The sequence below is a fragment of the Streptomyces sp. NPDC054840 genome, from assembly GCF_053611065.1.
The window spans coordinates 1-11,337 of record NZ_JBSGZP010000190.1; the positions used below are offsets into that span (position 1 = coordinate 1).

8 protein-coding genes are annotated in these 11,337 nt (G+C 70.5%); 7 read left to right on the forward strand and 1 reads right to left on the reverse strand.

Annotation, left to right across the window (positions count from 1 at the left end; translation table 11 throughout):
- Positions 1 to 8: 8 nt before the first annotated feature.
- Positions 9 to 1,475 (reverse strand): CCA tRNA nucleotidyltransferase, encoded by a 1,467-nt coding sequence (locus ACWGIU_RS16025; protein WP_453706226.1) that lies wholly within the window; start codon positions 1,473 to 1,475, stop codon positions 9 to 11.
- Positions 1,476 to 1,661: 186 nt separating this feature from the next.
- Between ACWGIU_RS16025 and ACWGIU_RS16030 the strand changes: the two genes are divergently transcribed.
- From ACWGIU_RS16030 to trxA, 7 genes are all read left to right on the forward strand, one after another.
- Positions 1,662 to 3,926 (forward strand): DUF6049 family protein, encoded by a 2,265-nt coding sequence (locus ACWGIU_RS16030; RefSeq protein WP_453706228.1) that lies wholly within the window; start codon positions 1,662 to 1,664, stop codon positions 3,924 to 3,926.
- A 46-nt stretch (positions 3,927 to 3,972) separates the two neighbouring features.
- The gene (gene murJ, locus ACWGIU_RS16035) at positions 3,973 to 6,147 is read left to right on the forward strand and encodes a murein biosynthesis integral membrane protein MurJ (RefSeq protein WP_453706230.1); all 2,175 of its coding nucleotides are present in this window, start codon (positions 3,973 to 3,975) and stop codon (positions 6,145 to 6,147) included.
- 117 nt (positions 6,148 to 6,264) lie between these two features.
- Positions 6,265 to 7,989 (forward strand): protein kinase family protein, encoded by a 1,725-nt coding sequence (locus ACWGIU_RS16040; protein WP_453706232.1) that lies wholly within the window; start codon positions 6,265 to 6,267, stop codon positions 7,987 to 7,989.
- A gap of 197 nt (positions 7,990 to 8,186) precedes the next feature.
- Complete coding sequence (gene sigM / locus ACWGIU_RS16045) at positions 8,187 to 8,882, forward strand: RNA polymerase sigma factor SigM (protein WP_453706234.1); 696 nt, start codon at positions 8,187 to 8,189, stop codon at positions 8,880 to 8,882.
- A gap of 14 nt (positions 8,883 to 8,896) precedes the next feature.
- Positions 8,897 to 9,799 (forward strand): anti-sigma factor family protein, encoded by a 903-nt coding sequence (locus ACWGIU_RS16050; protein ID WP_453706240.1) that lies wholly within the window; start codon positions 8,897 to 8,899, stop codon positions 9,797 to 9,799.
- Between the two features lie 128 nt (positions 9,800 to 9,927).
- A complete protein-coding gene (trxB, locus tag ACWGIU_RS16055) occupies positions 9,928 to 10,887 on the forward strand; it encodes a thioredoxin-disulfide reductase (protein ID WP_453706236.1) in 960 nt (319 codons plus the stop codon).
- A 60-nt stretch (positions 10,888 to 10,947) separates the two neighbouring features.
- Positions 10,948 to 11,289: a thioredoxin gene (gene trxA / locus ACWGIU_RS16060; protein ID WP_453706238.1), complete on the forward strand. Its 342-nt coding sequence runs from the start codon at positions 10,948 to 10,950 to the stop codon at positions 11,287 to 11,289.
- Positions 11,290 to 11,337 lie beyond the last annotated feature (48 nt).

The following is an 11,337-nucleotide window of genomic DNA, read 5'->3' on the forward strand; positions in this document are numbered from 1 at the left end:
TTCGTACGTCAGGCCTGCGCGGCCCACCACTCCTTCAGCGCGGCGACAGCGGCGTCACGGCCCATCGGGCCGTTCTCCAGCCGCAGCTCCAGCAGGAAGGCGTAGGCCTTCCCGATCACCGGACCGGGGCCCACGTCGAGCACCTGCATGATCTCGTTGCCGTCCAGATCGGGCCGGATCGCGTCCAGCTCCTCCTGCTCCTGCAGCTGCGCGATGCGCTCCTCCAGCCCGTCGTAGGTCCGGGAGAGAGCATTGGCCTTGCGCTTGTTGCGCGTGGTGCAGTCGGACCGGGTCAGCTTGTGCAGACGCTCCAGCAGCGGACCGGCGTCACGGACATAGCGCCGGACCGCCGAGTCGGTCCACTCCCCGTCGCCGTAGCCGTGGAAGCGCAGGTGCAGCTCCACCAGCCGGGACACGTCCTTGATCATGTCGTTGGAGTACTTCAGAGCGGTGAGCCGCTTCTTGGTCATCTTCGCGCCCACCACCTCGTGGTGGTGGAAGGAGACCCGGCCATCGCTCTCGAACCGGCGGGTGCGGGGCTTGCCGATGTCGTGCAGCAGCGCCGCGAGGCGCAGGACCAGGTCGGGGCCGTCCTCCTCCAGGGCGATCGCCTGCTCCAGCACGATCAGCGAGTGGTCGTAGACGTCCTTGTGCCGGTGGTGCTCATCACTCTCCAGCCGCAGCGCGGGCAGCTCGGGGAGCACCCGGTCGGCCAGCCCCGCGTCCACCAGCAGTCCCAGTCCCTTGCGCGGGTGGGGGGACAGGATCAGCTTGTTCAGCTCAGCCTGCACCCGCTCCGCGGAAACGATCTCGATCCGCTCGGACATCGCCTTCATGGCCGAGACGACCTCGGGGGCAACCTCGAAGTCCAGCTGTGCGGCGAACCGCGCCGCCCGCAGCATGCGCAGGGGGTCGTCGGAGAAGGATTCCTCCGGGGTTCCGGGCGTGCGCAGCACACCGGCGGCCAGGTCCTCAAGACCGCCGTGCGGGTCGATGAACTCCTGCTCGGGCAGGGCCAGGGCCATGGCGTTGACCGTGAAGTCACGCCGGACCAGGTCCTCGTCGATCGAGTCGCCGTAGGAGACCTCGGGCTTGCGCGACGTACGGTCGTAGGCCTCCGAGCGGTACGTCGTCACCTCGATCTGGAAATTCCGTACGGCGTCCCCGGCGCGGGCGCTCTTCTGCGCCCCGACGGTGCCGAAGGCGATACCGACGTCCCACACCGAGTCCGCCCACGGCCGGACGATCTTCAGAACGTCCTCGGGGCGGGCATCGGTGGTGAAGTCGAGATCGTTGCCGAGACGCCCCAGCAGCGCGTCGCGGACGGACCCACCGACCAGGGCGAGGCGGAAGCCCGCCTCCTGGAAACGGCGGCCGAGCTCGTCGGCGACAGGAGCGACCCGCAGCAGTTCACTGACCGCGCGGCGCTGCACCTGACTCAGGGCACTGGGGTTGTCTTCGTTGGCGTTCGGCACAACTGAAAAGGGTACGTGCCCGGCCCCCCGGCGTCCGCCCCGTTTTGCGGCCACCCCGGTACGCGGTCGCCGGGCCCCTGAGCCGATCATGTGGAGCAAGGCGCGGCACTCGCACACAGCGGGCCTCGTTACCATGCGTGGACGCACAAAAGACGACCACTGACACTTCGAGGGACGGGCTAGCGCGTGGCCGAGGCGGCAGACAACCAGGGGGCGTCCCCCGCTCCTGCCCGGCGTAGGTGGCTGCGGCGGGCGATCGTCCTGCTCGCCGGGACGCCCGTGCTGGCTGCCCTGATCTACTCTCCCGCCCCCCGGGCCGAGGCCGCTCAGGCCTCGGCCGTGGACGTCCAGCTGACCTCCATGGCCCCTGCGGCACCGGTCAAGGGCGACACCCTGACCATCAAGGGCACCGTGCTCAACACCGGTCCCGAGAAGATCACCGACGCACATGTCGGTCTGCGGGTCGGGCCCGCGCTCCCGGACCGCTCGTCCATCGACGAGGCGGCGGAGCGCACCGGCTTCCGGGCCGGCGCCGACCCGGGCGAGATCGACCCGGCCTACGCGGTGAAGATCGACTCCCTGCCGTCGAAGGTCAGCCAGGAGTTCACGCTCACCATCCCGGTGAACAAGCTGGAGCTGGACAAGGACGGCGTCTACCAGGTCGGCGTCTCCCTGTCCGGGGTGACCGACAGCCGGCCGTCCGAGCAGGTGATGGGCATCAGGCGGACCTTCCTGCCCTGGCAGCCGGAGGCCGCCGCCAAGCGCTCCCAGCTCACCTACGCCTGGCCGCTGATCTCCACCACCCGCGTGACGGCGGAGACCGGCTCCGACGAGCTCCAGACCCCCGTCTTCCTCGACGACTCCCTCGCCGACGAGCTCAGGGCGGGCGGGCGCCTGGAGCAGATGGTCACCCTGGGCAAGGACCTGCCGATCACCTGGGTCATCGACCCCGACCTGCTCTACACCGTCGATGCGATGACCAAGGGCTACCGGGTCCGCAGCCCGGGCGGCAAGGCCGTCCAGGGCAAGAGCAAGGCCGTCGCCGAACAGTGGCTGAGCTCCCTGGAGGCGGCCGTCCAGGGCAAGAAGGTCGTCGCCCTGCCGTTCGCCGACCCCGACCTCGCCTCCCTCGCCCACCACGGCAAGGACGTCTCGGGCACCCTCGGCCAGCTGCGCCCCGCCACCGACAAGGCGAAGCAGGCCGTCGAGACGGTCCTGCACGTCCCCGCGTCCACCGACTTCTCCTGGCCCGTGGACGGCGCCATCGATCCCTCGATCGTCAACGTCGCCACCTCGGCCGGCGCCCACAACGTCCTCACCCGCAGTGACAGCCTCGTGGAGAGCGGCGCCCTCGGCTACACGCCCTCGGCCGCCCGGCCCATCGGCGCCGGCACCACCGCCGTCGTCGCCGACGCCGACCTGTCCACCGCTTTCGAGGGCGACATGCTGAACGCCGGCACCTCCACGCTCGCCGTGCAGCGGTTCCTCGCCCACAGCCTCGCCCTGAACCTGCAGGGGACCGACGAACCGCGCAGCTTCGTCGTCGCCCCGCAGCGGACGCCCAGCGTCAGCCAGGTCCAGTCGATGGCCGCAGCCGTACGCGGCCTCCAGACCGGCCGCTGGACCCAGCCGGCGGACCTTGAGGCCGCCGCTTCAGCCAAGCCCGACCCCGGAGCCACCACCCAGGTGCCGGGCGCCGGCCAGTACCCCGAGGCCCTGCGGAAGCAGGAGCTGCCGGTGTCGGCCTTCGAGAAGATCCGCACCACGCAGAACACCCTCGACCGCTTCAAGGTGATCCTCGCCGCGCCCGACCGCGTGGAGATCCCCTTCGGCAACACCACCAACCGGGAGATGTCCACCTCCTGGCGCGGACGCCCCGACGAGGCCCGCCTCTACCGGGACCAGGTGCAGGACTACCTGATCGGTCTCACCGAGAAGGTCAAGGTCATCCCCAAGTCCGACACCACCCTGTCCGGACACAGCGCCACCATCCCGGTCAGCGTCCAGAACAGCCTGGTCCAGGACGTCCACGACCTCGTCCTGCGGGTCAAGTCCGCCAACCCGACCCGCTTGATGTTCGGCGACAAGGGCCAGGCCGAGCAGCAGGTCACCGTCCAGGGCGACCACACCCAGACGGTCAAGTTCACCGCCAACGCCACGGCGAGCGGCCCCGTCGAGGTCACGGCGCAGCTGTTCACCAAGGACGGCGTCCCCTACGGCAAGGAACGCAAGTTCACCGTCGAGGCCACCGAGATCACGCCCACCGTGATGCTCGTCATCGCCGGCGGTGTGCTCCTCCTGGTCCTGGCAGGCATCAAGATGTACGCCAGTCGCAAACGCGTCGCAGCACGCGCGGCCGCCGAGGAGAGCACGCAGCCGAGTGACGAGTCCCCGGACACCGGAGCGCAAAGCACCGAGGGGTCCGGCACGAGTGAGACAGTGGACCGTTGATTGACGCCGTGGCCGGTCGGCCTGGGGACGATGAGGTGGGGTTTCGATGAACGCGCCGTACGACGGTGACCGCGCGCAGGGCACTGGTGGGCCTGCGCCCTCCCAGGGCACTGCCCCCGGCACCCCGGTGCCCGGGCAGGTTCCCGCGCCTGCGCCCGCGCCGGAGCGTGACCCGTATGTCCAGGACGCCTACGACCACGACCCGTACCGGTCCCAGGACCTGTCGGCCCAGGATCCCGTCGCCGAGGTGCTCTACGACCGGGCCTCGCACCCGCCGCCGCCGCCCGGCACCTACCAGGAGCCCGGCCCGCTCTACGCCGCGCCGACCGCGCCCTCGTACGCTCCCGACCCGCACGTCTGGGCCCAGACCCCGCCGCCCGAGCCGGACGGCCCGTCGCGCCACCTGCCGTACGGCGACCACGCCACCACCACCCAGTTCGTCGGCGTGGACTCCCTCGTCACCAATGCCTCGGACGAGCAGCCCGCACCCGACGCCTTCGCGCACCTGTACCGGGACCAGGAGGCGGCGCCCCGCACCCCCGTCGAGGAGGCGCCCGTCGCCGCACCGGCGCCGAGCAAGCCCGCCGGACGGGCCTCCAGCCTGCTGAAGTCCAGCGCGGTGATGGCCGCGGGAACCATCGTCTCCCGCCTCACCGGCTTCCTGCGGACCCTGGTCATCGCCGGTGCCATCGGTGTCGGCACCTTCAACGACACGTACCAGATCGCCAACACCCTGCCCACGATGATCTACGTGCTGGTCGGTGGTGGCGCCCTGAACGCCGTCTTCATCCCGCAGCTGGTCCGGGCCATGAAGAACGACAGCGACGGCGGGCAGGCGTACGCCAACCGGCTGCTCACCCTCGTCGTGGTGCTGTTGGCGGGCATCACCACCATCTGCGTCCTGGCCGCACCGGTGTTCATCACGATGATGTCGCCGAAGATCGCCTCCGACCCCCAGCAGATGGACGTCGCGGTCGCCTTCGCCCGCTACTGCCTGCCCACCATGTTCTTCATGGGCATCCACGTGGTCCTGGGTCAGATCCTCAACGCCCGTGGCCGCTTCGGCGCGATGATGTGGACCCCGGTCCTCAACAACATCGTGGTCATCGCCACCTTCGGCGCCTTCATCTGGGCCTTCGGCGGCTTCACCACCTCCGGCGTCAACGCCACCACCGTCACCGCCGAGGGTGTGCGCCTGCTGGGCCTGGGCACCCTGCTCGGCCTCACCGTCCAGGCCCTCGCGATGCTGCCGTACCTGCGCGACGCGGGCTTCAAGCCGCGTCTGCGCTTCGACTGGCGGGGCCACGGCCTCGGCAAGGCCGCCCGCCTGGCCAAGTGGACGTTCTTCTTCGTCCTCGCCAACCAGGTCGGCCTCGTGGTCGTCACCCAGCTCGCCACCTGGGCCGGGTCCGTCGCCGAGAAGCAGGGCCACTCCGGTACCGGCATCACCGCCTACAACTACGCGCTGCTGCTGTGGCAGATGCCGCAGGCCATCATCACCGTCTCCGTCATGACGGCCGTCCTGCCCCGCATCTCCCGCTCCGCGCACGACGGCGACGCCGCCGCGGTGCGCGACGACATCTCCTACGGGCTGCGCACCTCGGCCGTCGCGATCGTGCCCTGCGCCTTCGCCTTCCTCGCCCTCGGTGTCCCGATGGCCACCCTGCTCTACGCCGGCTCGGGCTCGGGCGCCCAGAACATCGGCTACATCCTGATGGCGTTCGGCCTCGGCCTGATCCCGTACTCCATCCAGTACGTGGTCCTGCGCGGCTTCTACGCCTACGAGGACACCCGCACGCCCTTCTACAACACCGTGATCGTCGCCGCCGTCAACGCGGCCGTCTCCGGGCTCTCCTTCTTCGTGCTCCCCGCCCGGTGGGCGGTGGTCGGCATGGCCGCGGCCTACGGCCTCGGCTACGCGGTCGGCGTCGGCGTCGCCTGGCGCCGCCTGCGCACCCGGCTCGGTGGTGACCTCGACGGGGCGCACGTGATGCGCACCTACGCCCGTCTCACCGGCGCCTGCGTCCCCGCCGCGGCCGTGGCCGGCGCGGCCGCATACGGGGTCACCCAGTGGCTGGGCAGCGGAGTCACCGGCTCCGCCGCAGCCCTTGTCGCCGGCGGGATCGCCCTGGCCGCGGTGTTCCTCATCGCCGCCAAGCGGATGCGGATCGAAGAGCTCAACGCGATGGTCGGAATGGTCCGCGGCCGTTTGGGGCGCTGATGCGCACAACCGTCGCCCCCTTTCGTGTGTCGTGCATAGCGTCGGACTGTGGGCACAATTGGCATGGCTTCGCAGACTGGCCTACAGCGCGCAACGGATGGGGAGGCGGGAACGACGGTGGCGGAACGTAGCACGGCTGCCGTCGACGTGGCCGACAACAGCGGCAATGAGCCGCTGACCGCTCAGGCGGCACAGGCCACGTCCGACGGGGTGGACACCCAGAACGGACGAGCCGCGGACGGACCCATGCCCGACAAGGACGGCGAACGCACCAACGCGGCCCCTGCGGCCGCACCCGAACTGCACAGCGGACACAAGCTCGCCAGACGCTATCGGCTGGAAGAGTGCGTCACCCGTGTGGACGGATTCAGCAGTTGGCGCGCGATGGACGAGAAGCTGCGCCGGGCCGTCGGTGTGCACCTGATGCCTGCCGACCACCCGCGCGCTCGCTCCGTGCTGGCCGCCGCGCGGTCCTCCGCCCTGCTCGGCGACCCGCGGTTCGTCCAGGTCCTGGACGCCGTGGAGGAGAACGACCTCGTCTACGTCGTGCACGAGTGGCTGCCCGACGCCACCGAACTCACCGCCCTCCTCGCCGTCGGCCCCCTGGAGGCCCACGAGGCCTATCAGCTCGTCAGCCAGGTCTCCCAGGCGATGGCCGCCGCGCACCGTGAGGGTCTCGCCCACCTGCGTCTGACGCCCAGCGCGATACTGCGCACCTCCACGGGCCAGTACCGCATCCGCGGCCTCGCCGTGAACGCCGCCCTGCGCGGCATCAGCAGCGAGACCCCGCAGCGGGCCGACACCGAGGCCATCGGCGCCCTCCTGTACGCCGCCCTCACCCAGCGCTGGCCGTACGAGAGCGACGCGTACGGCCTCACCGGCCTGCCCAAGGGGGTCGGCTTGATCGCCCCCGACCAGGTACGGGCCGGTGTCCACCGGGGCCTGGGCGAACTCGCCATGCGCGCACTCGCCAACGACGGGGCCACCGCATCCCGTCAGGACCCCGCCTGCACCACCCCTGACGAGCTGGCCAAGGCCGTGGCCGCGATGCCCCGCATCCGGCCGCCGGAGCCCGCCTTCACCGCCCCGCCGGAGTACCAGCACACGACCTACCAGCAGGGGAACTACGGTCGTCCTACGCCTCCCGGCGTGAACACCGTGCAGAGCCGGCCCGTCGCGCCCCCGCCGCCCCCGCTGCAGAGCCGTACCGGCCGGGCGCTCAAGTGGGGCGTCGCCGCCCTGCTCATCGCCGCCCTCGGCCTGGGCAGCTGGCAGCTGGCCGACACCCTCCTGGACCACAGCGGCCAGAAGGGCAACAGCGGTACCAGTAACAACACCAAAACGGGTACCGACGACAACCCGAAGCAGCCCGAACCCGGCAAGCAGCTGGAGATCAAGGACGCCTCCGAGTTCTCCCCGCACAGTGAGGCGACCAAGCCGAAGGACGTCGCCAAGACCGTGGACGGTGATCCGGGCACCGCCTGGGTCACCCCCCAGTACAAGGGCTTCCCCAAGTTCGGCAACCTGGATGAACGCAAGGACGGCAGCGGGATCATCATCGACCTCGGCAAGGTCCAGAACGTCTCCGCGCTCGACATCGACCTGCACGCGGCCGGCCAGGAGATCGAGGTCCGCGCGGCGCCGCAGTCGGCCTCCCACCCCGATTCGCTGGCGGACTTCAGCGAGCAGATCAGCAAGCCTGAGCACGCCGGCAAGAACCTCCGGATCTCGCTCCAGGATCCGGCGTTCACCCGCTATGTGCTGGTCCACATCACCGAACTGCCCAACGACAACGACGGCGGTTACCGAGGCGGAATCAGTGAGATCAAGGTGCTCGGCTAGCCGGCCGTGAGCGACCCGCCGGGGGCCGCTCCCGGCCGGCTCGGTGGCCGGGCCCGTGATGCTTCACGCGCCCGGCCGACGCCCCTCCGTCGTGTCGTCCACGTCCCTCCCCCAGCCACCGCCGCGAGGTGCCCCCTGGCCCGCGGCTACTTCGACGACACGGCCTAGGCTCCATCCGGGGAGGAAGCAGGGGTGTGATGCGAGAAGGAACGACGGAAGGCCGCAGCGACCAGGAACTCCTGGCGCAGCACGTGGCCGGTGATCCCGAGGCCTTCGGTGAGATAGTGCGGCGGCACCGCGACCGGCTGTGGGCCGTGGCGCTGCGGACCCTCGGGGATCGCGAGGAGGCCGCGGACGCCGTGCAGGACGCTCTGGTCTCCGCCTACCGGGCCGCCCACACCTTCCGTGGGGAATCCGCCGTCACCACCTGGCTGCACCGCATCACGGTCAACGCCTGCCTGGACCGCGCCCGCAAGGCCGCCTCTCGCCGGACCGCGCCCCTCGACGACACGGACCGTCTGGAGCGCCTTCTGGAGCCCCATGAGTCCGCGGAGGCACCGGCGGAGCGACAGGACCTCCATCGCCAGCTCCTGGCCGCTCTGAGCACCCTCCCGGCCGACCAGCGGGCCGCGCTGGTCCTGGTCGACATGCAGGGATACCCCGTCGCCGAGGCGGCCCGGCTCCTCGACGTGCCCACCGGCACCGTCAAGAGCCGGTGCGCACGCGGCCGGGCGAAACTCGTGCCGCTCCTCACTCATCTGCGCGCGAATGCCGGGGATAACACCGCCACCGAGCGGGGAAGGAACCGAACGCCGGGCCCACCCGTCCCACCAGCGGCAGAACCCAGGCATCCAGATCCAGACGCTGTGAAGGGCGGAGGTGGACGACCGTGACCCCGCCCACTGGCATGTCCGGCACGACCGGCGCGATCCGGCACCCGGACGTCTCGGAGATCTCCGACCTCACCGAAGGTCTCCTCTCCCCGACCCGTACCGCCGAAATCGGGCGCCATCTCGGCGACTGCACCCTGTGCGCCGATGTCCGCGCCTCCCTGGAGGAGATCCGCTCCCTCCTCGGAACCCTCCCGGGACCGGCCCGGATGCCCGCGGACATCGCCGGACGCATCGATGCGGCCCTCGCCGCGGAGGCCCTGCTCGACGCCACCCAGCCGCGGGTCCAGGACGTACCGGCCGACCGACCCCGCACACCGGACCGCGATGTTTCACGTGGAACATCGCCCGCCGGTCACCCGACCGGCCCAACCGGACCCGGGCGGCGCCGCGCGCGCCGCAGGATCGCCGTCCTCACCGGTCTGGCCGGAGCCGCGGCCTGCGCCCTGGGCATCTTCCTGTTCGGCGACTTCTCGGGCACGCCCACCCATGAAACCGCCACCAGTGGGCAGGCCTCAGACTCCGCCACGCGGCCGTCCGCCGCTGCCTCGGGTGAGGACACGTACACCGCTCAGGGACTCCAGGACAGCGTCGGTCAGCTCATCGCGGGTGGCCAGGGCGCCAAGAACGTTCCCGAGGAGCAGAACAAGACCCTCGGACTGGAGAACACCGCCCCCGCCCCCGGGGACAAGCGGGGAACCACGTCCGTCCCCGCCTGTGTCCGGCAGGCCACCGGCCGGCCCGACGCACCGCTCGCCGCCGAACGCGGCACCTACGAGGGCACCCCGGTCTACCTCCTTGTCCTGCAGCACCCTGCCGACTCCGCCCGCGTGGACGCCTATCTCGTCGACGCGGCTTGTGAGCAGACGAGTTCGGCAGACCCCGGAAAGGTCCTTCTGACGCACACCTACGCGCGGTAGCCGAGGCGTTCAGGGCCGTGGTGGGACGGGCGGGGAATGCATGCGCCGTAGGATCCGTTGGGTGGGGTGAGAGTCCGCACCGGCCCCCGGTAGGCAGTACGCAGTCCGCAGAGACGAGGAAGAAACCCGTGAGCGACGTCCGAAACGTGATCATCATCGGCTCCGGGCCGGCCGGTTACACCGCCGCCCTGTACACCGCACGCGCTTCGCTCAAGCCGCTGGTCTTCGAAGGAGCCGTCACCGCGGGCGGCGCCCTGATGAACACCACCGAGGTGGAGAACTTCCCGGGCTTCCAGGACGGCATCATGGGCCCCGACCTCATGGACAACATGCGGGCTCAGGCCGAGCGCTTCGGCGCCGAGCTGATCTCGGACGACGTCGTGGCCGTGGACCTCAGCGGTGAGATCAAGACCGTCACCGACACCGCCGGCACCGTGCACCGCGCCAAGGCCGTCATCGTCACCACCGGCTCGCAGCACCGCAAGCTCGGCCTGCCCAACGAGGACGCCCTCTCCGGCCGCGGTGTCTCCTGGTGCGCCACCTGCGACGGGTTCTTCTTCAAGGACCACGACATCGCCGTGGTCGGTGGCGGCGACACCGCGATCGAGGAGGCCACCTTCCTCTCGCGCTTCGCCAAGTCCGTCACGATCGTCCACCGTCGCGACAGCCTGCGTGCCTCCAAGGCCATGCAGGACCGCGCCTTCGCCGACCCGAAGATCAGGTTTGCCTGGGACAGCGAGGTCGCCGAGATCCACGGCGATCAGAAGCTCTCCGGCCTCACCCTGCGCAACACCAAGACCGGTGAGACCTCCCAGCTGCCGGTGACCGGCCTCTTCATCGCCGTCGGACACGACCCGCGCACCGAGCTCTTCAAGGGCCAGCTCGACCTCGACGAGGAGGGCTACCTCAAGGTCGACGCCCCCTCCACCCGGACCAGCGCCACCGGCGTGTTCGGCGCCGGCGACGTCGTGGACCACACCTACCGTCAGGCCATCACCGCTGCGGGCACCGGATGCTCCGCCGCCCTCGACGCCGAGCGCTTCCTCGCCGCGCTCGCGGACGCCGAGAAGGTCCACGCAGCGGTCTGACCGGTCTGACTCCCATTCCGCCCCACCCCACACCCCGCAGGAAAGAAGAAGGAGGCCGCTGTGGCCGGCACCCTCAAGAACGTGACCGACGCTGACTTCGACGAGGAGGTCCTCAGGAGCGACAAGCCCGTACTGGTGGACTTCTGGGCCGCCTGGTGCGGACCGTGCCGCCAGATCGCGCCGTCCCTCGAAGCCATCGCCGCCGAGTACGGCGACCAGATCGAGATCGTCAAGCTCAACATCGACGAGAACCCGGCCACCGCCGCCAAGTACGGCGTCATGTCCATCCCGACGCTGAACGTCTACCAGGGCGGCGAGGTCGCCAAGACCATCGTCGGTGCGAAGCCGAAGGCCGCCATCCTGCGCGACCTCTCCGAGTTCGTCGAGGCCAAGACCGCCTGACGCACTCGATGTTTCACGTGAAACGGGGCCGCCCTCGATGGGCGGCCC

Bases quoted from the DNA above. Each gene is read 5' to 3' on its own strand.
- murJ (WP_453706230.1), top strand. From the start codon at position 3,973: ATGAACGCGCCGTACGACGGTGACCGCGCGCAGGGCACTGGTGGGCCT.
- sigM (WP_453706234.1), top strand. From the start codon at position 8,187: ATGCGAGAAGGAACGACGGAAGGCCGCAGCGACCAGGAACTCCTGGCG.
- ACWGIU_RS16050 (WP_453706240.1), top strand. From the start codon at position 8,897: ATGTCCGGCACGACCGGCGCGATCCGGCACCCGGACGTCTCGGAGATC.